Origin of the sequence: Dactylosporangium sp. CS-033363, assembly GCF_050942475.1 — a bacterium.
GTDB lineage: Bacteria > Actinomycetota > Actinomycetes > Mycobacteriales > Micromonosporaceae > Dactylosporangium.
The window spans coordinates 1,105,755-1,131,180 of record NZ_CP192032.1 but is presented as its reverse complement, the minus strand read 5'-3'; the positions used below and the strand labels follow the sequence as shown (position 1 = coordinate 1,131,180).

Sequence of the window (25,426 nt, the reverse complement as noted above, 5' to 3'; positions counted from 1 at the left end):
TACGCCCACATGAAGCACGGGTTACATGGATATTGAGACTCATCCACCGAAGTCGGTGGGCCGTCGGCTGAAGGCGAAGCGGATCAGCGGCCCGCCGAGCGCCCCGCCCAGGCCGGCGATCATCACGATGGCCAGGGCCCACCGGATCGCGCCGATCGACAGCGCCGGCGTGGCCAGCGCCGCCGGGGCCGGGCTGGTCGAGGTGGTGACGAAGGCCGGGCCGGACGAGGTGGAGCCGGACGCCGACGGCCGCCCGCCGGTGTTGGGCACGCTGCCGTTGCCGCCGCTGTTCGAGTTGTTGTTGTTCGCGGCGGCCGTGGTCTCGGGCGCGGTCGTCGCCGGGGCCGGGTTGGTCAGCGCGTTGGCGACCGACGTGGCGGTCGTGCGCAGGGCCTCGGGCAGCGGCAGGAACCCGTACGGCAGCTCGCCCGGCGCCACGCCCGGCGTCTGCCCCTCGTTGACCGCGTACTTGATCAGCTGCGCGTAGTCGGCCAGCGCGTCCGGCTCCTGGTCCTTGGGCACGGCCGCGTAGGTGACCGCGGTCAGCGGGTAGCCGCCGGTGCCGGGGCTGGCCGGGTTCACCTGCAGCAGCCCCGCGCTGTCGGCCTTGGCGCTGTTGACCGCGGTGGTGATCGTCGACGTGTTGGGCGACACGCACCCCGTGCCGTCGCCCTTGCACAGCTGGGCCGGGACCACGCCGTAGTTCGCCATGCTCGCGGAGTCCATGACGCCCCACATGAAGATCTGGCCCGGGAACTCGATCGGCTGGGCCACCTCCCACCAGCCCGCGTCGCCGGTCGGCGAGCGCAGGGTGGGGTTCCAGTCGGCGCCCTCGGGGTTGTTGGCGGCCCGGATGCGGAACGCCACCTCGTCGTAGTTCTCCATGTACGGCAGCAGGTCCAGCGTGCACCGGTCCGGGATCTTGTCCTCCGGGCGGCCGGTGTTGAAGCACGTGTTGGCCCGCGGGAACGAGTCGAGCGGCTCCGTCTCCAGGTCCAGCTTCTTGTACTCGTCGTTGATGATCATGCCGTACTCGTCCCGCTCGCCACTGAGCCAGGCGCGCGCCGCGGCGTCGGTCAGGATCCAGGCCCAGACCTGCTGGATGACGCCCGAGTGGTCGCCGGTCAGCAGCGGCGCCATGAGCGAGGCGCCGGGCCGGGAGGGCAGGTCGGGATTGAGCTTCTTGAACTCCGGGTCGTCCGTCATGAAGGCCGGGTTCTGCCGGGCCCACTCGGGGCCGGTGCCGGAGTTGGCGGTCTGGTCGGAGAGATCCGAGCGGTAGGACTGGGTCAGCCCCTTGGCGACCAGGCGCGGCGTCAGCTTGATCGGCGTGCTGCGGTAGCCGGCGTTGCCGAGGTTGACGTGGAAGCCCAGCGTGATGGCCGAGACGGCGACCGGGGCGTAGGCGATCGGCGGCAGGTCGGGCAGTTCGCCGCCGCCGCGCGGGGCCTCGCTGCCGATCGGCACCGTGGTGAAGGCGAGCCCGGTCCCGGACGTCGGGTTGACCAGCTTGGAGGTGTTCGAGGCCTCGGGCGTGGCGGCGAACCCGTAGAGCTTGTTGCAGTTCGCCGCGGTGTTCATCGCGAGCTGCCACGAGTAGACCGCGTGCTGGATGAGCTCGGTGCCCTGGGTCTTGCGCTCCTTGGCCGAGCCGATCGCGCAGTTGTTCTGCAGCGGGCTGTACCCGAGGTGGATCTGGATGCGCTGGGCCCACGTGGCCGCGCCGAGCGGCGACTCCTGCATGATCGACGGCGCGTCGGTGTCCTGCAGCTTCCACCCGTTGGGCTCGTACTCCCCGCGCGGCACGATGACCAGCCAGCAGTCGCGCGGCTTGCCGTCGGCCTTGACCTCGCCGCACCCGAGGCCGGGCGCCTCGACCTTGGTGAGCGCGTTGAAGTACACGTCGCCGGTCCCGTCGGCCCGCGTGCCGGCCTGCTGGATCTCGTTGGTGTTGTACTTGTTGAACGGCCAGTCCACCGGCTGGTACTTCTTGTCCGTGGTGCCGACCGGCACGAACGGCACCGTGTAGGTGTCGAGGCTGCTGGCCGGGTCGTGGTGGCTGTAGCCGGGCTTGCCCGGGTCCTCCGCCGGGTCGCAGCCGAGGCCCGCCGACAGCCCCGGGGCGGCCGGCGGCTCGGTCACGCTGGGCACGTGGGTCGCGCAGACGTTGCCCTTGCGGCTGGCGATGCTGACCCCGCCGGTCGAGGCCTGCTTGAGGCCCTCGCTGCCGTACTGGCAGTTCTCCGGATCCGGCCCCGCGTCCGCCTCGCCGTAGCACTCCATGATCTGCAGGTAGTTGCCGTTGAAGAAGCCCTTCATCGGCTTGCCCTTCCAGGTCACCTTGATGGCCTGGTGCACGAGGTTCTCGGTCTGGCCGACCGTCACCTCGAGATCCTTGAAGTCCTCGTGCATGAACGCGTACGGGTCGCCGGTGTCGCGCGCCTTGACGACCGTGGTGTTGTCCTTGCCGAGCAGGCCCTTGTCCCAGCGGACGGTGACCGCGTTGGCGGTGATCCCGTTGCCGGTGATCTGGTCGGCGCCGCCCTCGGCCCGGGCCGGGTCGACCGGTCCGAGCGTGACCAGCCCGAGGGCGGCCACCGCGGCGGCGAGCCCGCTGGCCAGGCGCCGGCGCGCGGCCGGGCTGCCGATGACGCGTGTGATCAGGCGGCGCATCACCGGTCACCGAACCCGTCGCGCGAGCGGCGGCCGGCGCCGAGCTGCGCGGCCAGCGGCGGGATCAGCGCCAGGCCCAGCAGCAGGAGCGCCGCGACCAGCATGAGCGCGTTCTGCATGAAGTCGGTCAGCTGGGGCGAGGTGTCCACGGCGGCCGCCTCGGCCGTCCGCGGCTGGCCCGCACCGCCGCCGCCACCGCCACCCCCGCCTCCGCCGTCGGCGCAGATGCCCGTGTCGGCGTCGCAGTCCGCGGCGGCCCCGCCGCCGGAGCCGCTCGTGCCGCCGTCTCCGCCCGTCCCGCCGTCGCCGCCGTTGGTGCCCGAACCGCCCGCGCCGCCGCCGTCGCCGCCCGTGCCGCCGGTCCCGCCCGAACCGCCGCCGCCGCTGCCCGAGCCGCCGCTGTTGCCGCCGGCGCCGCCCGTGCCGGTGGTGCACTGGGTCGCGCCCTGCTTGTCACAGGCCGGCGGCTTCGGGTCGTTCTTGGCCAGCGTGTTGGTGCCGTCGGTGGAGAACGTCGGGTTGTTGCACTTCTTCATGTCCGTCTGGGCCGGCACCACCGCCCCGGGCACCAGCGCCAGCTGGCCGAAGCCCGCCTGGACCAGGTTGATCGGCAATGGTGAGTACCCCAGGGCGTCGACCGCCGACTGCCCCTCGCACAGCAGATACACGCCGAAGTCGCCGAGCGTCTTGCCCTTGCCGGTGGTGAACCCGTACTCCACCTTGGTCGGCATGATCATGTACGAGTAGGACGAGAGCACGTACGTCCGCTCGTCGCGGTTGGTGTAGACGTCCCGCAGGTCCTGCGTGAGGTACTTGGCCTTGTCGTTCTTGTCGTTGTTGATCTTCGCCGCGAGAAGCGACACGGCCACGTGACCGGCGGTGGGCTCGGTGTAGTACCCGGCCGGGTTGAGCACCTTGGCCACCGGGAAGCCGGCCGCGATCGCGTAGGAGTACTCGACGTAGCCGATCGAGCCGACGGCGCCCGCCTGGCTCACGTAGCCGGAGACGCCGAGGTCACCGGGCTGGCCGATCATCGCCGAGCCGTTGAGCACCGGGTACGCCGACGTCTGCGTGCACGGGTCGCGCTTGACCTTCGTGCAGTACGCCGACCAGGCGCCGCCCTGGGTGGCCACCATCCACTGGGTGAACTGGGCGCTGGAGCCGGAGCCGTCCGAGCGGACCACCGGGACGATCGTGATGCCCGGCAGGGCCAGCTGGGGGTTGTCGGCCTTGATCGCCGGGTCGTTCCACTTGGTGATCACGCCGGTGAAGATCTTGGCGATGTTCTCGCCCGACAGCCGCAGGTTGGTGACCCGCTTGTTGCCGATCTTCAGGTTGTACATGAAGGTCGTGCCGCCCGCGGTGTCCGGCATGTAGACGTAGCCGCGCGGCGGCGGCGGGTCCTCGCTCTTGCCGTCCTTGACGCCGTAGGGGATGTCGGAGGCGGCCCAGTCCAGGGTGCCCTCGCGGAACTTCTGCCGGCCGACGGTCGAGCCGCTGCGGTCGTAGTCCACCCGCATGCCGTACTGGCCCATGTTGCCGATCCAGGCGTGGAACGCGTTGTACGACCAGGTCGAGCCGCCACCCGTGATCGGCACGTAGTCGGCCGCCGACGCCGGTTCCGCGGGCGCGACGATGCTCACCATCGCGCCGACGAGCGCGACGACGAGCCCCGCCGTGCGGCGGCGCCATCGGGAACGCCGTGGATTCATGGTGCCGCCTCTTCCTGGCCGAATACGGGTGATGGGGTGGGCCGGGACATGCGTCGCACGTCACGGGCCGAGGCGGCGGCACGGCGCCGGTACCCGCCTGCGGTGAGCTCGCCGGGGCCGCGGCCGCCGATGATGCGGGTGATGATGAACAGGATCAGCACGAGGATCAGCAGCACGGAGGCGGTGCCGAAGCCGCGCGCGATCTCGTTGGCCTCCGGCGACTGCACCTGGGTGTAGGCCAGCAGCGGCAGCGACATCATGGCGCCGTTGAACGGGTCGAGGTTCAGGTAACCGGTCGAGCCCGCGGTCAGCAGCACCGGGGCGGTCTCGCCGATGGCCCGGGCGGCGCCGAGGATCACCGCGGTGGCCAGGCCCGAGCGGGCGGTCGGCAGCAGCACGTGCCAGGTGGTGCGCCACCGGCTGGCCCCGAGCGCCAGCGACGCCTCCTTGAGCGAGCCCGGCACGAGGCGGAGCACCACGTCGGCGGCCCGGATGATGATCGGCAGGATGGTCACCGCGAGCGCGCACGCGGCCGCGAAGCCCGACGGCCCGAGGTGGAAGATCAGGATCAGGGTCGCGTAGATGAACAGGCCGGCGATGATGTCCGGCAGCGCGGTCATCGCCTCGACCACGGTCCGGATGAACCGGGTGAACCGGCCGGGCACCTCGTAGAGGTAGACCGCGGCGACCAGGCCGAGCGGCACCGCGATGCCCAGCGCGATGCCGAGCTCGATCAGCGTGCCGACGATCGCGTGCAGGATGCCGCCCTTGGTGAGCGGGTCCGTGGCCAGCGTCGTGCGCAGGTCCTGGGTGTAGAAGTTCAGGTGCACCATCGCGCGCCAGCCGCGGCTGAACGTGTACCCGATGACGAACACGAGCGCCGCCAGCAGGACCAGCGCGAGCGAGTGCACGACGAACGAGCTGATCCGGTCGCGCATCACCGCGGAGTTCTCGTCGAGCGAGACCAGCCCGGCGTAGCACAGGACGGTCACGATCCACGTCACGACGACCCAGCCGACGATGCCGGTGAACGGCCCGAGCTGGGTCCACAGCACCCCGGTGGTCGCGCCGCCGGCGGCGAACGCGCCGATGATCGCCCAGGTGTCGGTCCGCCGCAGCCCGCTGGTGCGCCGCCGGCCCTGCGTGTTCGCCTGCGCCGGGCGGGCCGGCACGGTGGTCGTGGCGGGGCCGGTGTCCCGCGGGGCGGCCGTCTCGACCTGCTGCACCATCGTCACACCTCGCTCATGGCGCCGGACCGGGACCGGGAGACCACCCAGGCGGCGACGAAGTTGACGATCAGGGTCATCACGAACAGGGCCACGCCGGCCGCCATGAGCGCGGAGATGCCGAACGGGCTGGCCTCGCCGTACCGCAGCGCGATGAGGGACGAGACCGAGCTGGTGCCGTGCTCCAGGATGTGCGGCTGAATCTCGAAGCGGGGCGAGATGATCATGACCACGGCGATCGTCTCGCCCAGCGCCCGGCCCAGGCCGAGCATCGTCCCGCCGACGACGGCGCCGCGGCCGAACGGCAGCACGACGCTGCGGATCATGCCCCACCGGGTGGCCCCGAGCGCGTACGCGCCCTCGCGCTCGCCCATCGGGGCCAGGCCGAACGCCTCCCGCATCACCGAGCAGGCGATCGGCGCGACCATGAGGGCCACCACCACGCCGGCGATGAACGTCGAGGAGGTGTAGGTGGTCATCGTGGCCAGCGGGTCGTGCCGCGCGACGCCGGTGACGTCGAGGAACGGCAGCCAGCCGAACCAGTCGGCGAGCCACTTCGAGAGGTAGATGATCTTCCACTGGAGGAAGAACGCGCCCCACAGGCCGAAGACCACGCTGGGCACGGCCGCCATCAGGTCGACCATCGCGACCAGGGTCCGCTTGAGCCAGCGGGGGGCGTACTCGGAGATGTAGAGCGCGGTGCCCATCGCCAGCGGCACCGCGACCGCGATCGCGACGACGGCGATGAGCACGGTGCCGACGATGACCGCGGCGATGCCGAAGCCGCCGCCGTCGGGGTTCCACTCCTCGGTGGTGACGAAACCGAAGCCGGCGACGCTCAGCGCCTCCCAGGCCCGGTACACCAGGAACGTGCCGACCAGCACCATGAGCACCAACACGAGGCTGCCGCCCGCCCGGCCCACGCCCCGGTAGACCTTGTCGGCCGTGCCCGCGTTGTCGACGATCTTGCGCCGCAGCTGCCGCGCCGCGGTGTCGGCGATGTCGCTGCTCATCGCGCGCCCCGGTCGAGCAGGGCGACGACGCCCTCGGCCGGCTCCGCCTCGGCGCACAGGGCCACGAACTTGGCCGCGCCGAGCAGGCTGAGCTTGTCGCGCTGGTACCACCGGCCGCTGACCGCGACGGGCGCGCCGTCGAGCTCGAGGCGCCAGCCCCAGCGGCCGGTGGGCCGCTCGGCGACGGGCAGCTGCACGGCCCGGTCCAGGCCGTCGCGCAGTTCGTCGAAGGCGGCCAGCGCCGACTCGTAGCTTCCGGAGCTGACCGCGCTGCGGCCCAGCTCGTGGTTGTTGGTGCCGATGAGCCGCCAGGCGTACCACTCGCCGTGCGAGATCGTCCCCGACGGCCAGCCCATGCGGCGCGGATGCACCGAGGCCGGTCCACACAGGACCTGGACACGCACGTGCGGCATCAACCCGTCTCCCAGACTCGCGCTGCGAACTCCCGTACGAAACCGCCGGGATGCAGTGCTGAACCTGACAAGGCCGGGCCACGCCACGATGGGGAAAGTGTGAACGCCGAACGAAGCGTGGATCGCCCGGAAGGTGGGCTGACCGATCGGTCGATGCCCGGGTCGGCCTAACCGCGTGGAGAAACGCGGATAAGGACCTTGCCGATCGCCCCGGACTCGACCGCGGCGTGGGCCGCCGCCGTGTCAGATAGTGGGAATTCGTGGAACGGCACCCCGGCCTCCTCGCCGAAGCGCAGCGCCCCGTCGACGAGCGCGGCGTTGACCGCGTCCGCGCCGTCCCGCAGGGCCTCCCGCGGCACGGTGTAGAGCAGGACGAACTGGTACCGCACGTTGAGCACCATGTGCCGCCGCACGTCCACGTCGAGCGGGCCGCCGGAGCTGTCGTTGGCGTATACCGCGATGGTCCCGCCCGAGCGGAGGACGGCCAGGTTGAGCTCGGCGTTGTGGGCCGCGGCGACCTCGACGACCACGTCCACGCCCTCCGGCAGCGCCGCGCGGACCTGGTCGGCGGCGTCCGCGTCGCGGTAGTTGACCACGTGGTGCGCGCCCGCACGCCGGGCCAGCTCGGCCTTCTCCGGGCTGCTGACGGTGGCCGCGACCCGGGCCCCGGCCCAGACCGCGAGCTGGATGGCCGCGTTGCCCACCGCCCCGGCCCCGCCCGCGACCAGCACGTTGCGCCCGGCCAGCGCGCCCGGGGCCAGCCGCGCGGGGGCGCCCTCGTGCACGGTGAGCGCCCGGTGCGCGGTCATCGCCGGCACCCCGAGGCTCGCCCCGGCCTCGAACGACGCCGCGTCCGGCAGGAGCACCGCGCGGTCGGCCGGCACCACCGTGAACTCCTGCGCCGTCCCGCTGCCCGGCCGCTGGTAGGCGGCCATGACCAGCCAGACCCTGTCCCCCACGGCCAGCCCGGTGACACCGGCCCCGACGGCGTCCACGACGCCCGCGCCGTCCTGGTTGGGCACCTGGCCCGCGCCGGAGACGGGCGCCATCGCGGTGGCGCCGGTGCGCGTCTTCCAGTCGGTCGGGTTCACCCCGGACACCACCACCCGGACGCGGACCTCGCCCGGCCCCGGCTCGCCGATCTCCCGCTCGGTCTGGCGCAGCACGGAGGCCGCGCCGAACTCGGTGTACACGATCGCCCTGTTCGTCGTCATACGACCAACCTAGGGGTTGAGCTGGGCCGCCACCGCCTTGAGGAACAGGGTGGCACCGCGGCCGTTGAGCACGCGGTGGTCGTAGGCGAGGCCGAGCTGGACGTGGCCGTCGACCCGGCCGGTGAGCGAGACCGCGCACGTGGTCCCGGGCAGCACCAGCGGCACCGCCGCGGTCACGTCGAGGTCGGTGTGCAGGGCGAGCAGGATCGCCGGGCCGGCCAGGTCGGCCGGGCGGAACGCGCCGCGCAGCGCCGTGGTGCGCAGCTCCATCAGCCGCGCGGCGATGTCGGCCGGCGAGCGCGCGGGCACGTCGCGGATGACCGGCACGTGCAGGCCCCGGCCCACGTCGACGGTCACGCCGACGTCGATCGCGGCCGCGCGGCGCACCCGGTCGGGCGGGACGAACGCGGCGAAGCAGTCGGGATGCCCGGCCGCGACCGCGCCGATCGCGGCGATGGTCAGCTCCGGCAGGCCGATCATCCGCTTGTACTGCCTGGTGAGCTCGCGCCCGCGCGCGCCCGCGGCCTCGGCGGGCACCCGGATCGCCACGAACGCCTGCGGGATCGCCGCCGACTCGGTGACCACGGCGGCCACGGCCCGCTGCACCGCCGGCAGCCGCTCCTCGACCGCCGCCGCGGCACCCCCGAGCGCGTCGAGGTCGGCGACCCGGATCACCTTGCGCCCCAGCGCCTCCACCGCCGACCGCTCGATCCCCCGCTCGGCCATGGCCCGCAGCGCCGGCTCGGTGATCACGATGTCCGAAATGTCCGCGGGAGCCACGACCGCCGCGGCCGACGGCGCGCCCTCGAGCCGGCCGATCACCGACCCGGCCGCGCAGGACGCGCCCTCCGGCAGCAGCTGCCGCAGATAGCCCGAGCCCCCGCTCGGCAGCTCCTCCACCGCCTTCGAGGTCTCCACCGACGCCACCGGGTCGCCCGGCTCCACCAGCGAGCCCGCCGGCGCGAGCCACTCCAGCAGCGTGTACGTGTCGTCGTTGGTGTTGAGCTTCGGCACCAGGATCTCGGTCATGTCAGCGCCGCCACGATCGAACCCGCCTGCACGAGCACCTCCCGCTCCAGGTGGGCCGCGGTCGGCACCACCGTGTCCGCCGCGTGCAGCACCCGCACCTGCCGGCCGGCGGCGTGCAGCTGGAAGGCGACCTCGGTGGCCCAGGAGGCGCCGGGCGGCCCGTCCTCGACGACGAGGACCTGCCGGGCCGGGTGGCGCAGGACGGGGCCGGGATCCCACGGGTAGAGCCGGGCCGGCACGTGCAGGGCGCCGCACAGCTCGTACCGCATCAGCAGCGCCTCCATCGCCTCCAGCGCCCGGTGCGCGAGGCCGCCGGGCGCCACGATCAGGAAGTCGTCGCTCGGCGCACCGTCCACCACGACGGTGTCCCCGTCCGCCGTGAACGGGCGCGGGACGCCCAGCTGCCGGCCGTACAACACCTTGTCCTCGAACAGGACCGCCGGTCGGCCGCTCGCGAGCATCCCGCGCAGCAGCGGCAGCGGCTCGGTGAACGGGCTCAGCTCGAAGACGTCCAGCCCCGGCACGCCCAGGAAGTGCTTCTGCGGGCTCTGGCTGTGGGTCGGCCCGTAGCCGCGGTTGCCCCCGGTCGGGCAGCGCACGACGACCGGCATCGGCACCGGCCGGCCGAACATCGCCGTCGACTTGGCCGCCACGTTCACGATCTGGTCGAAGGCGAGCAGCGCGAAGTCGGCGAACATGATCTCGACGATCGCCTTGTCCCCGGCCAGGGCCAGCCCGTTGGCGACGCCGACGATCGCCGACTCGCTGATCGGGGTGCCCAGGACCCGGTCCGGGAACCGCGTGGAGAGGCCCCGGGTCACCTTGAAGGCGCCGCCGTACGGGTCGGTGATGTCCTCGCCCAGCAGGTACAGCCGCGGGTCCTCGTCCAGCAGCTTTTGCAAAGCAAGATTCAGGCTCTCGGCGACTCGGCTCATCGAACGTCCCAGGTGGACGGCGGGCGGGCGGTCACGTCGGCGACCACGGCCGCGACCCGCTCGCGCTGTTCGAGGTCCAGCGGGGAGCCGGCGTGCGGCGGGTACCAGTCGGGCAGCGCGGCCACCTCCGCGGCCGGGCGGGTGTCGTCGCCCTTGCTGTGCGGGCCGAGGCGGTGCGTGGCGAACTCGACGACCAGCGGCTCGGCCCCGTCGCGCAGGTGCTTGAGCGGCTCCTCCAGCGCCGCCCGCAGGTCCGTGACGTCCGCGGAGCCGAGTTTCAAAAATGAAATCCCGAACCCGGCCGCCCGCGCGGCGATCGTGCCGGCCATCGCGGCCGCCGACGGGGTGCTCTGCGCGATCCCGTTGTGCTCGACCGCGACCAGCAGCGGCAGGCGCCACAGGGCGGCGAGGTTGAGCGCCTCGTACACCGCGCCCTCGCCCCACGTCCCGTCGCCGATGAACGCGCAGGCGAGCCGCCCGGGCTCGGTCCGGGCCAGGTGCAGCGCGGCCCCGGCGGCCAGCGGCAGGCTCTCGCCCTGCACGCCCGTGGACAGGTAGCGGCCCCGGCGCAGGTGCTGGCTGCCGCCGACCCCGTTGCACACCGCGCCCGCGCGCCCCATGATCTCGGCCAGCAGGCCCGCCGGGTCGTCGAAGCGGGCCAGGTAGTGCCCGTGCCCGCGGTGGTTGCTGAACACGAAGTCGTCCGGGTCCAGCAGCGGCATCAGCGCGACCGGCACCGGCTCCTGGCCGAGGCAAGTGTGCGTGGTGCCGTGCAGGAGGCCCTGCGCGTACAGGTCCAGCAGGGCGGTCTCGAAGTGCCGGATGAGCAGCAGCGCCCGCAGGTCGTCGTCCGTCACAGGTTCACCAGGTACTTCTCGAGCGCCCCGGGGTCGAGCGAGGCGACGAACGCGGCGGCCGCCGCCCGCCCCCGCGCGGACAGCTCGGGTGGGAGGTCGTCCAGCGCGGCCAGCCAGGGCCCGAGGTCCTGCGGCGGGAGGACGGGGCGGGGATGGGCGGCGCCCGGCTCGTACCGGGTGATCGGGTCGACCGGCAGCAGGTGCGGCACCCCGAGCTTGGCCTCGCGCAGCCCGCCGACGTCGGCCGCGAGCACCGGAATGCCGTGCAGCATCGCCTCCACCGCGGTGTAGCCGAACGTCTCGTCCCACAGCGACGGCATCAGCACCGCCCGGCTCCCGCGCAGCACGTCGGTGATGTTCTCGGCGGCCGGGACCACGCCGATGTTCGGCCGGGCGGCCAGCTCGGCGAGGTCGGCGTCGGTGCTGCCCCAGGTCCGCACCGCGCGGAAGCGGAGGTCCGGCCGGGCGTCGGCCAGCCCGAGCAGGACCGGCAGCCCCTTGAAGCCGCACGGGTTCACCATCGTGACCGGGCCGGCGGCGGCGAACACGTCCGGGCTCGGGCCGTACACGTGCGGGTAGAGCACCGTCGATTCCAGGCCACCGTGCACGAGGACGTAGTCCCGGGCGGCGCGGCTGACCGACAGGACGCCCCGCGCCCGCGCGACCAGGCGGCGGCCGGACTCGCTGGGGTAGAACGAGCGTGGGCCGAAGGGGAGCTGCTGGAGGGTGTGCACGAGGTAGACGACGCGGTCCGGGGTGGCCCGCAGCGCCGAGCCGAGCATCATCAGGCCCGGATCGTCGGACGGCACCAGCGTCCAGTCCGGCTCCTCCGCCGCCGCGACGTCGCGCAGCAGGCGCGGCAGCCGGGGCCCGTCGGCCGCGAACACCTCGACGCCCGCGATCGTCCTGACGCCGGGTGCACCGCGGGCCACCGCCACGCACCGATGCCCGCGCGCCGCGAGCTCCTCCAGCAGCAGCCGGTTGGACTTGGTGGCGCCGCCGTGCCCCGGCAGCCAGGGCATGTTCTGCGCCAGCAGCACCCGCACGGCTACTCGGCCCGGCTCAGCAGCGCGGCCACCTCGGCCTCGGACATGCCCTCGAGCGAGGCGCGGCTCAGCAGCCCGGCCACCTCGGCCTCGGACTTGCCATCGAGCGAGGCGCGGCTCAGCAGCCCGGCCACCTCGGCCTCGGACATGCCCTCGAGCGCGGCCAGGCCGGTCTCCAGCCGCACCTTGTCGAGCAGGCGGGCGGCGGACGCGACGGTCAGGTCCTCCTCGAACAGCTCGTCGACGGGCAGCTCCAGGCCGAGCTCGTGCTGTACCCGGGCGAGGAACCCGACCAGCACGAGGGACTCGCCGCCGAGGTCGAAGAAGTCGTCCTCGGCCGCCGCCGGTTTGAGTCCCAGGTCGGTCCAGATCCGCGCGACGGTGGTCTCGTCCGGTGTCATCCCTGCGCTCCCCGTAAGCTCGCCGGCCGCATGTCGGTCCAGACCCGGTCGATGTGGTCGAGGCACTCCTGGCGCGGCCCCCGGAAGCCCTCCGCGCGCCAGCCGGGCGGCAGCGGGTCGGCGGCGGGCCAGATCGAGTACTGCTCCTCGTCGTTCAGCACGACGGCGTAGTCATCCATGGGACTGTTCCTTCCGGCGTTGCCTGGTCTGGGCCCCGATCAGGTCGTCGGGGGCGGCGTCGGGCACCCGCTCGTCGAAGCGGGCCAGGCTCGGCAGCCGCAGCGAGACCAGCACCTGGGCCACCATGACCGCGGCGAGCAGCAGGAACAGCAGCGCGGTGCCGCGGCCCGGGCCGGTGCCGATCAGCGCGCCCACGCTGCCCGCGAGCGCCCCGCCGGGGGCCATCAGCGGGTCGAGCAGGTGGCTGCCGAGCGGGGCGACGACGGCGTACCCGATCGGGATGGTGGAGAAGGCGATGACCGTGTTCACCGCGAACACCCGGCCGTGGAACCGCTGCGGGACCTTGACCTGGACGATCGTGGTGTACACGCCGTTGGCCAGGGTCAGCCCCAGCGACATGCCGAGCGCCCCGGCCGCCACCAGCAGCTCGCTCGGGCGCAGGCCGGGCAGCGCGCTGAAGAGGGCGAGCCCGAGCACGACCAGGAGCATGCCGCGGACCCGGTGCCGGCGCGGGCCGCCCCAGAAGCTCATGAGCAGGCCGCCGGCGATCGCGCCGAGGCCGCCGGCCATGCTGACCCGGGCCACCGCGTTCAGGTCGCCGAAGGACAGCACGAGCGGCGAGAGCAGCAGGAACAGCGGCGTCATGAACAGGTTGAGCACGGCGAAGAAGACGAGGACCGGGCGCAGGCCGCCGGCTCCGAGCGCGTACCGCCAGCCGCCCACCACCTCCTGCCAGAACGTCTCCCGGCGGGCCCAGGCCAGCGTCTTGGGGAACCGCACGGCGAGGGTGACGCCGATCGCCACGGCGTAGCTGACGACGTCGAGCACGAGGACCCCGCGCAGGCCCACGGCGGCCATCAGCCCGGCCGCGACCAGCGGGACCAGGAACTGCCCGGCGCCGAAGCTGAGCTGGACCATGCCGTTGGCGTGGCCGAGGTACCGCTTGGGCACGAGCTGCGGCACCGCGGAGGAGAACGCCAGCCGCTGGAACGTGAGCGCGATCGACAGGACGACCAGCAGGCAGTACAAGAGCGGGATCTTCAGCGTGTCGGTGAGCGCGAGGGCGAGCAGCGCGGCCTGGCTGGCCCCGGCGGCGACATCGCCGGCCAGCATGACCTTGCGCCGGTCGAAGCGGTCGACGACGGCCCCGGCCAGCGGCGCCACGAGCATGCCGGGGACCAGGCCCAGCACCGCGAAGACGGCGAAGCGCACCAGGGAGCCGGTCTGCAGGTAGATCCAGAGCGGGATGGCGAACTCGGTGAGCGCCGAGCCGACGATCGACACCAGCTGCCCGGCCGCGACCGCCATGAACCGGCCCAGGCTCGGCTCCGGCCCGTCGGTCCGCTCGACGGTCGACGAGCGGCCCGCGACCTCCCAGCCGCCCTCGGGATCGCGGGTCTGCTCGTCCGTCTGATGGACTTCGGTGACGATCCGGGCCAGCTCCTCGGCCCGGTACTTCAGGAAGAAGTGCCCGGCCTCGTCCAGCACCACGAGCGCGGTGGCGCCGGTCAGGAAGTGCCACTCCCGGTAGCGCTCCCGATAGAACTCGGTCTGCGTGTCCTGGCTGCCGACGACGGACACGATCGGCGCCTGCAGCGGCGTCACCTGGGCGGCGAACAGCGCGGTGAAGTACTCCTCGGCCAGCCGCGTGTGCTCGCGCATGTTGCGGATGATGAGGTCGGCCTCGTCCTTGTCGAACTCGGCCATCTCCACGCCCATCGAGCGCAGCCAGTTCTCGTACACCCGGTTGGACAGCAGCGCCTCGCGCCCGGCCAGCTTGGCCAGCAGGCCGCTGAACCGGCCGGTGGGGCGGGCGAACGGGAACACGGCGCCGATGTAGACGGCGTCGACGGTACGGCCGGCCGCCTCGAGCCGCCGGGCCAGCTCGACGGCGACGGAGGAGCCGACGCCGCAGTGCCCGTAGACGATGAGTGGCCCCTCGACCTTCTCCAGCACCTCCGCGGTCAGCCGCGCGGCCAGCTCCTCGAACGGCAGCGCCTCCTCGCGCACCCCGATGTCCTGGCCCGGGATGGCGACCGCGAAGAGCGACCAGTCCTTCGGCAGGGCGTCGGCGAGGGGCTGGTAGACGACCGCGCTGCCGCCGCCGTAGGGCACCGCCACGATCGAGGCCGTCCGCGTCCTCGACGAGGTCAGCTCGTGCAGCAGCGGCCGCGGGCCCCGGTCCGGCTCGGACAGCAGGCGGGCCAGCTCGCGCACCGTCTTGTACTGGAACACGTCCAGCACCGACACGCCCCCGCCGGCCTTGCGCAGCCGGGCCACGACCTGGGTGGCGATGAGCGAGTGCCCGCCGAGGTCGAAGAAGTCGTCCTCGGCCCCGACCCGCTCGACCTGCAGCAGCTCCTGCCAGATGCCGGCGACCAGCCGCTCGGCGTCGGTCTCCGGCTCGGCGAACGCGACGTCGGCCCGGCGGGTGACGGTCGGGGCGGGCAGGGCGCGGCGGTCGAGCTTGCCGTTCGGGGTGAGCGGCAGCGCGTCGAGGTGCACGAACGCCGACGGCACCATGTAGTCGGGGAGCGTCTTCTTCAGCAGGGACCGGAAGTCCTGCTCGGGGCCCACCACGTAGGCGACCAGGCGGTCGTCGAGCACGACGACGGCGGCGTCCTGCGCGGCGCTTCTGATTGCCGCCTCGATCTCGCCCAGCTCGATCCGCAGGCCGCGCAGCTTGACCTGGGTGTCGAGGCGGCCGAGGAAGTCGATGGTGCCGTCGGGGCGGCGGCGGGCGAGGTCGCCGGTGGCGTACATCCGGCTGCCGGGCGGGCCGTAGGGGTCCGGCAGGAACTTCTCCGCGGTCAGGGCCGGGCGGCCGAGGTAGCCGTTGGCCAGCGCGACGCCGGCGATGAACAGCTGGCCGGGCACGCCGACCGGGCACGGTCGCAGCCGCGCGTCGAGCACGTGCAGGGCCACGTTCTGGATCGGCGCCCCGATCGGCACCCGGGCCAGGCCGGCGAGGGCGTCGCCGTCGCAGTGCCAGGCGCTCACGTCGATCGCGGCCTCGGTCGGGCCGTAGAGGTTGTGCAGCTCGGCCGGGAGGGTGGCCAGGCAGCGGCGGGCCAGGTCGGCCGGGAGCGCCTCGCCGCTGCAGACGATCGTGCGCAGCGACGTGCAGGTGGCCACGTCCTCTGTTCCCAGGAACACCGCGAGCATCGAGGGCACGAAGTGCAGCGTCGTGACCTGCTCGGCTCGGATGAGGTCGCGCAGGTACTCCGCGTCGCGGTGCCCGCCCGGTGCGGCCAGCACCAGCCGGGCGCCGGCCATGAGCGGCCAGAAGAACTCCCAGACGGAGACGTCGAAGCCGGCCGGGGTCTTCTGCAGCACCGCGTCGCCGGGGCCGATCTGGAAGCGGCGCTGCATCCAGTCGAGGCGGTTGAGCAGGCCGCGGTGGGTGTTCGGAACGCCCTTGGGCCGCCCGGTCGACCCGGACGTGTAGATCACGTAGGCGATGTCGCCGGAAACCTGGCGTTCGCCTTCCTCGAGCTCCTCCAGCGGCCGCGCCCCACAGTCGGCGCGCATGAAGTCCAGGCGGTCGGCCGGGTACTCGGGGTCCAGCGGCACGTACGCCGCGCCCGCGCGCAGCACCGCCAGCAGCGTGATCACCAGCTCGAAGGAGCGCTCGGCGGAGACCGCGACGAGGCTCCCGCGCGGGATGCGGGCGGCCAGCGCGGCGGAGCGCTCGTCCAGCTCGGCGTAGGTCAGGTGCTTCCCGCCGAACGTGACCGCGACGGCGTCGGGCTGCTCGCGCATCCGCGCCTCGATGAGCGCCGGCACGGTGGTGCCGGGCAGCTCGACCCGCTCGGGCGCGCGCAGGACCAGCGCGAGCTCGTCCGGATCGAGCAGGTCCACATCGGACAGTCGTAGGTTCGGGTTTTCCGCTATTTTGCATAGGAAGCGCCGGAAATGGCCGGCGAAGCGCACCGCGGTGTCGTGGGAGAACAGGTCGGTGTTGTAGACGACGGTCGCCCACAGCTCGTCGGGCGCCTCCTTGACGTACAGCTCCAGCTCGAACCGCGTCGCGGAGACGGGCGCCGGCCAGTGCCCCAGGGTCAGCCCGCCCCAGTCCCGCCCGTCGTACTCGGCGTAGTTCTGCAGCGCGAACAGCGTCTGGAAGACCGGCGAGCGGCGCACGTCGCGCGGCACGTCGAGCTCCTGCACGAGCTGCTCGAACGGGAGGTCCTGGTGCGCGTACGCGTCCAGGCAGGTCTCCTTCACCCGCCCGAGCAGCTCGGCGAAGGTCGGGTCGCCGGCCAGCGGCGCGCGCAGCGTCACCGTGTTGACGAACATGCCGATGAGCTTCTCCAGCTCCGGCTGCTGCCGCCCGGCCACCGGCGAGCCCACCGCGAAGTCGGTCTGCCCGGTCAGCCGGGCCAGCACCGCCTGGAACGCCGCCAGCAGCGCCATGTGCAGGGTGACGCCGTGGTCGCGGGCCAGCGCGGTCAGCTCGTCGCGCAGGCCCAGGGCGAGGCTGTGCTCGGCCCCGGCGAAGGTCTGCCGGGGCGGGCGCGGGTGGTCGGTCGGCAGGTCGAGCGGCTCGATCCCGGCCAGCGTGCCGCGCCAGAACTCGACGCTCGCCGCGAACCCGGTGTTCGCGCGCTGCCAGGCCGCGTAGTCGCCGTAGCGGACCGGCAGCTCGGGCGGCGTGCCGCCGGCGTACAGCGCCGCCACCTCGCCCGCGAACAGGTCCATCGACCAGCCGTCGGTGACGATGTGGTGGATCGCGATCGCGAGCAGGTGGTCGTCCGGGCCGAGTGCGATCAGCGCGGGCCGCAGCAGGTGGCCGGCGGCGAGGTCGAACGGCGCCGCGAGGTGCGCCTCCAGCTCGTCAAGAGCCAGGAGCGGCAGCGGTACCGCCTGTGCCTCGTCCACCCGCAGCTCGGGCCGCCCGTCGCCGGGGTCGGCGAAGCGGCTGCGCAGGGTCTCGTGCCGCGCGACGACGCCGGAGATGGCGGCGGCCAGCCTGGCTGTGTCGAGCGCGCCGTGCAGGCGCAGTACGATCGGGATCACGGCCGCAGTGTTGCCCGGGGCGAGCTGCTCCAGGAACCAGAACCGCTCCTGCGCGAACGACAGCGGCGCCGGGGTGCCCTCGGGCCTCCTGGGGATCGCGACGGTCGCCTGCGCCGCTTTTCCGGCCAGGCGGCGCTCCAGCAGGGCTCGCTTCGTCGGTGAGAGCGTCATCGGGCCTCCCCCAGCAGCAGCGCCGCCTCGTCGTCGGTCAGGGCTTCCAGGTCGGCCACGATCAGCTCCTCCACGGCGGCGGCCAGGTCGGCGAGGACCGGGTGGGCGAACATGGTCCGCAGCGGGACCGCCGTGCCGGTCGCCGCGCGGAGGCGGCCGGCCACCTTCATGGCCAGCAGCGAGTGGCCGCCGACGGCGAAGAAGTCGTCGTGCACCCCGACCCGCTCCAGCCCGAGCACGTCCTGCCAGACCCCGGCGACCAGCTCCTCGGCCGCGTCCCGGGGCGGGATGTAGGTCGTCGTTCCTCGGGTCACCGCGCTCGGGCGCTCGGCCTTGCTCAACGCCGCCCGCGCGGGCGCGTCGCCGCCGGCGTCGACCGTCGACAGTGGACCGTCCGGGTTGGACAGCAGCGCGGTGGCCAGCGCCTCGAAGCGCTGGACCAGGCCCTCGGCGGTGGCCCTCTCGAAGAGGTCGGCGCGGTGGCCGAGCACCAGCCGCAGCGCGTCGGCGGTCCGCCACACGTCGAGGCTCAGCTCGAACTTCACCTGCCGCACGCCCGGGTCGTGGAACGCCGCCTCGACGCCGGGCAGCACGTCGGTGCCGGCCGCCTCCTCGGTGTGCAGGGTGAACATGGTCTGGAACAGCGGCGTGCGGTCCAGCCGGCGCGGCACGTCGACCGCGCTCAGCAGCCGGTCGAACGGCACGTCCTGGTGCGCGTACGCGGCGAGCGCGGTGTCCCGGGTGCGGCCCAGCAGCTCCCGGAACGTCGGGTCGCCGGCCAGGTCGGCCCGCAGCGCCAGGGTGTTGACGAAGAACCCGACGAGGTCCGCCACCTCGACCCGCGGCCGGTTCTCGATCGGGGTGCCGACGCAGAAGTCGTCCTGGCCGCTGAGCCGGGCCAGCAGCACCTGGTACACCGACAGCAGCACCATGAACGGCGTGCACCGGGCCTCGGCGGCGAGCCGGCGCACCCCGGTGGCCAGGCTGGCCGGCAGGTCGTGGACCACGAAGCCGCCCTCGACGCCGGTCATCTCCGGGCGGAGCCGGTCGGTCGGCAGCTCCAGGATCGGCACCCCGGTGAGCCGGTCCCGCCAGAAGTCCAGCTGGTCGCCCTCGGCGCGGGCGCGCTGCCAGAGTGCGAAGTCGGCGTACTGCACCGGCGGCTCCGGCACCACTTCCCCGGCGTAGGCGGCGCGCAGCTCCCGCACCAGCACGCCGAGCGAGCGGCCGTCGGCGGCGATGTGGTGTACGACCAGGCACAGCACGTGGTCGTCGGCGCCGTCGGTGACCAGCCCGGCCCGCAGCAGCAGGCCGGACTCCAGGTCGAACGGCGCATTGGTCCACGCCGCGACGTCGCGTCCGTGCTCCAGCGTCAGGCGGGCGGCCGTCACCTCCTGCACCGGCTCGTCGTCGCCCGCCACGAAGCGGGTGCGCAGCGACTCGTGCCGGGCCACGACGGCGTTGAGCGCGGCCTCCAGGCGGGCCGGGTCCAGGGGGCCGCGCAGGCGGTACGCGACGGCGATGTTGTACGAGGCGTCCCCGGGGTCGAGCTGCTGGAGGAACCAGAGGCGCTGCTGGCCGTACGACAACGGGGCTCTGGAAAGCGCGCGCCGCAGGACCGGGGCCTCCGCGCGGTAGTCGTCCACCGCCGCCGCCAGCCCGGCGACCGTCGGGGCGAGGAACAGCGCCCGCACCGGCACGTCGCGCCCGGTCGCGGCGCAGAGCCGGGCCACCGCCGCGATGGCCAGCAGCGAGTGGCCGCCGAGGGCGAAGAAGTCGTCGTGCGCGCCCACGCGTTCGACGCCGAGCACGCCGGCCCAGATCTGCGCCACCAGGTCCTCGGCCGGGGTGCGCGGCGCGACGTAGCCGCCGGTCGCGGTGGCCGGGGCGGGCAGGGCGGCCCGGTCGACCTTGCCGTTGCCGGTGAGCGGGATGCGGTCGAGCACCGTGAGGTGGGTCGGCACCAGGAAGGCGGGGAGCCGCTCGGCGAGTGCCCGGCGCAGCTCGGCCGGGTCCAACGCCTCCGGGGCCGCGTACGCCGCGAGGGCCCCGTCGCGGACCACCACCGCGGCCTGGCGGACGCCGGGCAGGCTCCCGAGCACCGTCTCCACCTCGCCCGGCTCGACCCGGTAGCCGCGGATCTTCGCCTGGTCGTCGAGCCGGCCCAGGAACTCCAGGCGGCCGTCGGGGCGCCAGCGGGCGCGGTCGCCGCTGCGGTACAGGCGGGCGCCGGGCGGGCCGAACGGATCGGGGCGGAACTTGTCGGCGGTGAGGCCGGGGCGGCCGAGGTAGCCGCGGGCCACGCCGTCGCCGGCGATGCAGAGCTCGCCCGGCACGCCGCGGGGCTGCAGCCGCATGCCGTCGTCGAGGATGCAGACGCGGGTGGCGGCGATCGGGGTGCCGATCGAGGTCTCGTCCGGGCCGAGCGGGCCGGTGGTGGCGATGACCGTGGTCTCGGTCGGGCCGTACGTGTTGAGCAGCTCGACCCGATCGCCCACCTCGGCGTGCCAGGCGGCCAGCTTGTCGGCGCGCACGGTGTCGGCGCCGAGGATGAGCAGGCGCAGCGACTCGGGCCAGGTGGTGGTGCCCACGAGCTCGTGCCAGTACGGGGTGGGGAGGTCCAGGACGGTGACCGGCTCGCGCTCCAGCAGCTCCGGCAGGTCCTCGTCGGGCGGCAGCAGCACCAGGCGGGCGCCCGCGGTCAGGGTCGGCCAGACCTCCTCGACGTGGGTGTCGAAGCTGACGGTCGCGAACTGTGCCACTGCGTCCGTTTTGCCGATGTTGTACCGGCGGCGCATCCATGCCGCTCGCGCGTTGAGCGCGTGCCGGGTGATGCCGACCGGCTTGGGCGTGCCCGTCGAGCCGGAGGTGTAGATGACGTACGCCAGGTTTTGTTCGTCAACCGCGGACTGGTATGCGTCGCGTTGCGTGACCGTTTTGATGGTTTTTGTGCATTCTCCGGCCAGCAAGTTTTGGCGGGCCTCCGGGTAGCGCGGGTCGATCGGCACGTAGGCGGCGCCGGCCTTGAGCACCGCGAGCAGCGCGACGATCAGGTCGAGCGAGCGCGGCATGAGCACGCCCACCCGGTCGTCCGGGCGTACGCCCTGCTCGTGCAGCCACCCCGCCATCCGGGCCGCACGGTCGTTGAGCTGGCCGTAGGTGAGCGACTCCGCGCGGCAGGACACCGCGACCGCGCCCGGGTCCTGCGCGGCGATCAGGTCCACGACGTCGGGCGCCTCGCTGTGTTCCGGGCCGGTGCCGAGCGCGATCAGCTCGTCCCGCTCGCCCTCGTGCAGCAGGTCCACTTTGGACAGCGGCAGGCCGGGGTCGGCGGCCAGCAGGCGCTCCAGCCGGGCGAGGAGGCGGTCGGCGGTGGCCGCGTCGAACAGGTCGGTGCGGTAGTTGAGCGAGAGCTGCAGCCCGTCCGGCTCGCGCCAGGCGTCGAGCATCAGGTCGAACTTGGCCTGGGCCAGCCCGTCCTCGGCGTGCTCGGCGGCGAGGCCCGGCAGCAGCTCCGTCGTCGCGCCCGCCTCGGTGTGCAGGATGAGCATGGTCTGGAACAGCTCGGTGCGCGACGGGTCCCGGGCCAGCCCGAGCTCGGCGGCGAGCCGCTCGAACGGGATCTCCGGGTGCGCGTAGGCCCCCAGCGCGACCTCGCGCACCCGCCCGAGCAGCTCGGCCAGGGTCGGGTCGCCGGACAGGTCGGTGCGCAGCACGAGCGTGTTGATGAACATGCCGATGAGCCCGGACAGCTCGGGCCGGGCGCGGTCGGAGACCGACGTGCCGACGCTGATGTCGGTCTGGCCGGTGTGCCTGGCCAGCAGCGCCTGGTACCCGGCGAGCAGCACCATGAACGGCGTGCACCCGTGCGCGGCCCCGAGCCGGTCGAGGGCGTCGGCGAGCCCGGCGCTCAGGCGGCGCCGCGCGAACCCGCCGCGCGAGCTCTGCACGGCCGGGCGGGGCCGGTCGGTGGGCAGGTCGAGGTGCGGCACCCCCTGCAGCCGGCGGGCCCAGTACGTCAGGTCGCGCTCGTCCCCGCGGGCGCGCTGCCACTCGGCGAAGTCGGTGTACCGCACGGGCAGGTCGGGCAGCGCCGCGCCCGCGTAGGCCGCGTGCAGCTCCTCGGTCAGGATGCCCAGCGACCGCCCGTCCCCGGCGATGTGGTGCATGACCAGGCACAGCACGTGCTCGTCGGGCCTCTTGGTGACCAGACCGGCCCGCAGCAGCATTCCTTCGCCCAGGTCGAACGGCGCGTTGGTCCACCGCGGAACGTCGTCCAGGTCGCCGGTCTCGAGCACCGGCCGCCGCGCGGTCACGACCTGCAGCGGCTCGCCGTCGGCCTCGAAGAACCGGGTGCGCAGCGTGTCGTGGCGCTCCACGACCAGCTCCAGCGCGCGGCGCAGCCGCTCGACGTCGAGCGGGCCGGTGAGGTTGTAGACGAGCGCCATGTTGTACGCCGCGTCGTCCGGCTCCAGCACCTGCAGGAACCACAGCCTGAGCTGCGCCGGGGCGAGCGGCGCGGGCGCGGCGGGATCGGCCCGCGGCGTGACCGGCACGTCGAGGGTCGGGTCGGGCGCGTTCACGAGCTCGTCCACGGCGCCGGCGAGCGCCGCCACCGTCGGGTGCGCGAACACCGTCCGCACCGCGACCTCGTATCCGGTGGCGACGGAGAGCCGTGCGGCGACGGTCATGGCGGGCAGCGAGTGCCCGCCGAGCGCGAAGAAGTCGTCGTCGACCGAGATCCCGTCGCGCCCGAGCGCCTCCTGCCAGAGCTCGGCGACGAGCCGCTCGGTCGCGGTGCGGGGCGCCACCCCGGTGCTCGCGACCGGCTCGGGATCCGGGAGCGCGGCCCGGTCGAGCTTGCCGTTGGGCGTGAGGGGGAGGTCGGGGAGCTCGACGTACACCCGCGGGATCATGTATTCGGGAAGCTTGTGACCCAGGTCGTTCCGCTCCGGACTTCCCACCACGTAGCCGACCAGGCGCCCGTCGCGCACGGCGACCGCGGCCTGCCGCACGCCCGGGAGCGCGGCCAGGTGCGCCTCGATCTCCCCCAGCTCGATCCGGTGCCCGGCCAGCTTGATCTGGTTGTCGGCCCGCCCCACGAAGCGCAGCCGCCCGTCGCCGCCCCACCGGGCCAGGTCCCCGGTGCGGTACAGCCGGCTCCCGGGCGCCCCCCACGGGTCGGGCCGGAACCGGTCGGCGGTCAGCCCGGGCCGCCCGAGATAGCCCCGGGCCACGCCGAGCCCGCCGATGCACAGCTCCCCGACCGCCCCGTGCGGCAGCTCGCGCCCGTCCTCGCCACAGATGCGGATGTGGGTGTACCCGATGGGCTCCCCGATCGCCACCTCGTCCACGTCCGCGGGGACCGGCCAGCTCGCGGACCAGATCGTGGTCTCCGTCGGCCCGTACACGTTGAGCGTGGCCCGGCTCTTCGCCCGCAGCTCCCGGGCCAGGTCGAGCGGCAGCGCCTCCCCGCCGACCAGCGCGACGACATCGGCCCGGTCGAACCCGGCGGCCAGCAGCAGCCGCCACCGCGACGGCGTGGTCTGCACGTGCGTGACCCCTGCCGCGCCGACCAGCGCGTCGAGGCGGTGCCCGTCCCGCTGCGCCTCCTCGTCGGCCAGCACGATCCGCCCGCCGGTGGCCAGCGGCAGGAACAGCTCCAGCCCCGCGATGTCGAAGTTGAGCGAGGTGACGGCGAGCCAGCGGTGCTCGGGCCGCGCCTCCAGCCGCGCGGCCATGTCGAGCACGAAGTTGGTGAGCGCGTGATGCTCGACGACGACCCCTTTGGGCCGCCCGGTGGATCCTGACGTGTGCAGCACGTAGGCCACGCCACCGCCCGGGTCCAGCTGCGCGTCCTCGCGGATGAGCGCCTGCCGCGCCTCGGGGTACCCGGGGTCGATCGGCACATAGGCCGCCCCGGCCCGCCACACCGCGAGCACCTCCTCGACCAGCTCGGGCGTCCGCCGCAGCGCGATCGGCACCAGCCTGCCCGCGATCGCGGCGGCCCGCTTGTCCACATTGGACATCAGCTCGGCGTACGTGCGGGTCTGCCCATCGGCGGCCTCGAGCGCGACGGCGCCGGGCGTCCGCGCGGCCTGGGCGTCGATCAGGTCGAGCACCGTACGCGGGTCCTTGCGCCAGTAGGTCGGCCGCGGCGGCTCGACCGGCCGCCCCTCGGCGAGCCGCCGCACGTGCTCGGCGAAGTGCTCGAGCGCCCCGTCCTCCAGCGCGGCGTGGCGGAAGGCCAGCTCGGCGCTCCCGTCCGCGCGGGGCATGGCCTCGACGACGAGATCCTGCTCAACGGCGGGCACGTCGTGATGCCAGGTCTCAACGGCAAGCCCGGCCCACTCCTCGGCCGCCCGCGGCTGGTGCAGGTGCAGCGCAACGCGGAACAGCGGCCCGGCGGCGCCGATGGTCTCGAACGGCACCTCGTTGGCCAGCGCCGCGGTGACCGTCCGGCGCACCCGCTTGGTGACCTCGGCCAGGTCCCGCGCGCCGCTGAGATCCGTGCGCAGCGGGACCGGGTTGAGGAAGCAGCCGACGATCGGCTCCAGCTCGACGCGCGGGCGCCCCGAGGAGATGGTGCCGATCGCCACGTCGGTCTCGCCGGTGTACCGCGCCACCGCGTCCGACAGCACCGCGAGCAGCGCGGCGAACGGCGTCGCGGGGCGGAACCGGTCCAGCGCGCCCGGGGCCAGCTCCAGCCGCAGCGCCCGCGTCGCCGCTCCGGCCGCGCGGTCGCGGGCGAAGGGCAGGCGGGTGTCGCCCAGGCCGGCGAGCCGGTCGCGCCAGTAGCGGGTGCGGGACTCCGGGACCGGGCGGCCGGCGATCCAGGCGGCGTAGTCGGCGTACTGCAGCGCGGGCGGCGCTCCGAGGTCGTGGCCGGCGTAGGCCAGGGCGACCTCGCGCCGGAGCAGGCCGACCGAGTGCTCGTCGAAGGCGATGTGGTGCCCCACGAACAGCAGGACGTGGTCGTCGGGGGCGGTCTCGACCAGGGTGACCCGGAAGATCGGGCCGGTGGCGAGGTCGAAGCGCTCCCGCACGGCCGCGGCGGCGATGGCGTGCGGGTCGCCGGCGCGGACGTCGAGGCGTACCTCGGTGCGGTCCAGCACCCGCTGCCACGGCGCGTCGCCGACGACCTCGTACACGGTGCGCATGGCCTCGTGCCGGGCCGCGACGGTGGCGAACGCGCTGCGCAGGGCCGAGACGTCGAGGCGGCCGCGCAGGCGGAGGCCGAACGTGGCCGGCGGGGCCACGCCGAGGCGGTCGGCGACCCAGATGCGCCGCTGCGCGGGCGAGCACGCGACGGGCCCCCCGCCGCGCGGGCGCGGGGTGATCGCGTCCGGGGCGGCGGCCCGGTCGGCAGCGACCAGGCGGGCGAGCAAGGCTCGCCGGGCCGGGTCGAGTCGGCCTAAGGCAGGCGTGACCATCAATCGTCCCCCGCAACGATTCGAGCTGGAATGAGCGCCTTTGAGGGTGTTGGGAGCGCTTCCAACCGCTCGCACGCTACGCAGCGCGGCGGCGCATCGTCAAG

The 25,426-nt window shown here is 73.8% G+C and carries 14 protein-coding genes; all 14 read right to left on the bottom strand.

The features are described from left to right. Window positions 1-39: 39 nt before the first annotated feature. The gene (locus tag ACQPZ4_RS05185; RefSeq protein WP_433056645.1) at window positions 40-2,673 is read right to left on the bottom strand and encodes a hypothetical protein; all 2,634 of its coding nucleotides are present in this window, start codon (window positions 2,671-2,673) and stop codon (window positions 40-42) included. After that, window positions 2,673-4,385: a phosphate ABC transporter substrate-binding protein PstS gene (locus tag ACQPZ4_RS05180; RefSeq protein ID WP_433056643.1), complete on the bottom strand. Its 1,713-nt coding sequence runs from the start codon at window positions 4,383-4,385 to the stop codon at window positions 2,673-2,675. Before ACQPZ4_RS05180 ends, ACQPZ4_RS05185 begins: the two co-directional genes overlap by 1 nt. Further along, complete coding sequence (gene pstA / locus ACQPZ4_RS05175; protein WP_433056640.1) at window positions 4,382-5,614, bottom strand: phosphate ABC transporter permease PstA; 1,233 nt, start codon at window positions 5,612-5,614, stop codon at window positions 4,382-4,384. The genes ACQPZ4_RS05180 and pstA overlap by 4 nt, the downstream gene beginning before the upstream one ends. A 2-nt stretch (window positions 5,615-5,616) precedes the next feature. Then, window positions 5,617-6,624, bottom strand: coding sequence for a phosphate ABC transporter permease subunit PstC (gene pstC, locus ACQPZ4_RS05170; protein ID WP_433056638.1), 1,008 nt, complete (start codon window positions 6,622-6,624; stop codon window positions 5,617-5,619). Beyond that, window positions 6,621-7,028, bottom strand: a complete 408-nt coding sequence (locus tag ACQPZ4_RS05165) for a hypothetical protein (protein ID WP_433056636.1) — start codon at window positions 7,026-7,028, stop codon at window positions 6,621-6,623. Before ACQPZ4_RS05165 ends, pstC begins: the two co-directional genes overlap by 4 nt. 176 nt (window positions 7,029-7,204) lie before the next feature. Beyond that, on the bottom strand, window positions 7,205-8,251 hold the full coding sequence (locus tag ACQPZ4_RS05160) for an NADPH:quinone reductase (RefSeq protein WP_433056633.1): 1,047 nt from the start codon (window positions 8,249-8,251) through the stop codon (window positions 7,205-7,207). 9 nt (window positions 8,252-8,260) lie between these two features. Beyond that, a complete protein-coding gene (locus ACQPZ4_RS05155) occupies window positions 8,261-9,280 on the bottom strand; it encodes a 2-oxo acid dehydrogenase subunit E2 (protein WP_433056631.1) in 1,020 nt (339 codons plus the stop codon). Next, window positions 9,277-10,215, bottom strand: a complete 939-nt coding sequence (locus ACQPZ4_RS05150) for an alpha-ketoacid dehydrogenase subunit beta (RefSeq protein ID WP_433056629.1) — start codon at window positions 10,213-10,215, stop codon at window positions 9,277-9,279. The genes ACQPZ4_RS05155 and ACQPZ4_RS05150 overlap by 4 nt, the downstream gene beginning before the upstream one ends. Beyond that, complete coding sequence (locus tag ACQPZ4_RS05145; RefSeq protein ID WP_433056627.1) at window positions 10,212-11,072, bottom strand: thiamine pyrophosphate-dependent dehydrogenase E1 component subunit alpha; 861 nt, start codon at window positions 11,070-11,072, stop codon at window positions 10,212-10,214. Before ACQPZ4_RS05145 ends, ACQPZ4_RS05150 begins: the two co-directional genes overlap by 4 nt. Beyond that, the gene (locus ACQPZ4_RS05140) at window positions 11,069-12,118 is read right to left on the bottom strand and encodes a glycosyltransferase family 4 protein (protein ID WP_433056625.1); all 1,050 of its coding nucleotides are present in this window, start codon (window positions 12,116-12,118) and stop codon (window positions 11,069-11,071) included. The genes ACQPZ4_RS05145 and ACQPZ4_RS05140 overlap by 4 nt, the downstream gene beginning before the upstream one ends. A 2-nt stretch (window positions 12,119-12,120) precedes the next feature. Continuing rightward, window positions 12,121-12,519, bottom strand: a complete 399-nt coding sequence (locus ACQPZ4_RS05135; protein WP_433056623.1) for a phosphopantetheine-binding protein — start codon at window positions 12,517-12,519, stop codon at window positions 12,121-12,123. Continuing rightward, the gene (locus ACQPZ4_RS05130; RefSeq protein ID WP_433056621.1) at window positions 12,516-12,698 is read right to left on the bottom strand and encodes an MbtH family protein; all 183 of its coding nucleotides are present in this window, start codon (window positions 12,696-12,698) and stop codon (window positions 12,516-12,518) included. The genes ACQPZ4_RS05135 and ACQPZ4_RS05130 overlap by 4 nt, the downstream gene beginning before the upstream one ends. Further along, window positions 12,691-17,889: an amino acid adenylation domain-containing protein gene (locus tag ACQPZ4_RS05125; protein WP_433056619.1), complete on the bottom strand. Its 5,199-nt coding sequence runs from the start codon at window positions 17,887-17,889 to the stop codon at window positions 12,691-12,693. Before ACQPZ4_RS05125 ends, ACQPZ4_RS05130 begins: the two co-directional genes overlap by 8 nt. Next, a complete protein-coding gene (locus ACQPZ4_RS05120; RefSeq protein ID WP_433056617.1) occupies window positions 17,886-25,322 on the bottom strand; it encodes a condensation domain-containing protein in 7,437 nt (2,478 codons plus the stop codon). Before ACQPZ4_RS05120 ends, ACQPZ4_RS05125 begins: the two co-directional genes overlap by 4 nt. Window positions 25,323-25,426 lie beyond the last annotated feature (104 nt).

Bases quoted from the DNA above. Each gene is read 5' to 3' on its own strand.
- ACQPZ4_RS05185 (WP_433056645.1), bottom strand. From the start codon at position 2,673: ATGCGCCGCCTGATCACACGCGTCATCGGCAGCCCGGCCGCGCGCCGG.
- ACQPZ4_RS05180 (WP_433056643.1), bottom strand. From the start codon at position 4,385: ATGAATCCACGGCGTTCCCGATGGCGCCGCCGCACGGCGGGGCTCGTC.
- pstA (WP_433056640.1), bottom strand. From the start codon at position 5,614: ATGGTGCAGCAGGTCGAGACGGCCGCCCCGCGGGACACCGGCCCCGCC.
- pstC (WP_433056638.1), bottom strand. From the start codon at position 6,624: ATGAGCAGCGACATCGCCGACACCGCGGCGCGGCAGCTGCGGCGCAAG.
- ACQPZ4_RS05160 (WP_433056633.1), bottom strand. From the start codon at position 8,251: ATGACGACGAACAGGGCGATCGTGTACACCGAGTTCGGCGCGGCCTCC.
- ACQPZ4_RS05155 (WP_433056631.1), bottom strand. From the start codon at position 9,280: ATGACCGAGATCCTGGTGCCGAAGCTCAACACCAACGACGACACGTAC.
- ACQPZ4_RS05150 (WP_433056629.1), bottom strand. From the start codon at position 10,215: ATGAGCCGAGTCGCCGAGAGCCTGAATCTTGCTTTGCAAAAGCTGCTG.
- ACQPZ4_RS05135 (WP_433056623.1), bottom strand. From the start codon at position 12,519: ATGACACCGGACGAGACCACCGTCGCGCGGATCTGGACCGACCTGGGA.
- ACQPZ4_RS05130 (WP_433056621.1), bottom strand. From the start codon at position 12,698: ATGGATGACTACGCCGTCGTGCTGAACGACGAGGAGCAGTACTCGATC.
- ACQPZ4_RS05125 (WP_433056619.1), bottom strand. From the start codon at position 17,889: ATGACGCTCTCACCGACGAAGCGAGCCCTGCTGGAGCGCCGCCTGGCC.
- ACQPZ4_RS05120 (WP_433056617.1), bottom strand. From the start codon at position 25,322: ATGGTCACGCCTGCCTTAGGCCGACTCGACCCGGCCCGGCGAGCCTTG.